This window comes from Bacillus sp. JJ864, assembly GCF_036963045.1.
Taxonomy (GTDB): Bacteria; Bacillota; Bacilli; order Bacillales; family Bacillaceae_G; genus Bacillus_A; species Bacillus_A pseudomycoides_C.
Genome location: NZ_JBALLY010000002.1, coordinates 88,778 through 89,414, shown reverse-complemented (window position 1 = coordinate 89,414; position 637 = coordinate 88,778). Strand labels below are relative to the sequence as shown.

The following is a 637-nucleotide window of genomic DNA, read 5'->3' as shown; positions in this document are numbered from 1 at the left end:
TTTATCCTAATGGAAAAATATCTAGATTTATCCAAATTAGTTACATCACGGTCTCTTTTCTTACAATTTCTTTACTTTAGAGCATTTTTTTTGCAACAACTGTTCTCTTTGGTTTAAAATTTTGTTATGTATAGTATTGGTATAACAGCACACATGGAGGTGGAGAGAATATGTTAGAAACCTTTCAACAGGAAATAGAACTATATGAAAACAATGCAGAATTATTAAAAGTACTTGCTCATCCAGTGCGTTTATGTATTGTAAAAGGATTGATTGAGCGAGGACCAAGTAACGTTTCTACAATGTATACGGGCTTAAACATGCCACAATCTACAATTTCTCAGCATTTAGCGAAGTTAAAAAGCGCTAAAATTGTTTCAAGCGAAAGAAAAGGATTGGAAATTTACTACAAAGTAGAAAACGAAACAATTATTCAATTAGTTCGCGTTTTACTAGGTTAGGGTATTCAATTAAACAAAAGGCGTACTATGTATCTTTTATCTCATATCTTTAATATAAATATATATCATGAGGTAAAATATATACATACTACATAATCCTAAACAAAATGTCGTATTTACCTATGGAATGAGGCGCAGTATTTTATACTGCGCCTCGTTTTATCCCGCATTAACGA

1 protein-coding gene is annotated in these 637 nt (G+C 31.2%); it reads left to right on the top strand.

Annotated features, from left to right (window positions below; all coding sequences use genetic code 11):
- The first annotated feature begins 170 nt into the window (after positions 1-170).
- Complete coding sequence (locus tag V7024_RS00970; RefSeq protein ID WP_272186833.1) at positions 171-461, top strand: ArsR/SmtB family transcription factor; 291 nt, start codon at positions 171-173, stop codon at positions 459-461.
- The last annotated feature ends 176 nt before the right edge of the window (positions 462-637 follow it).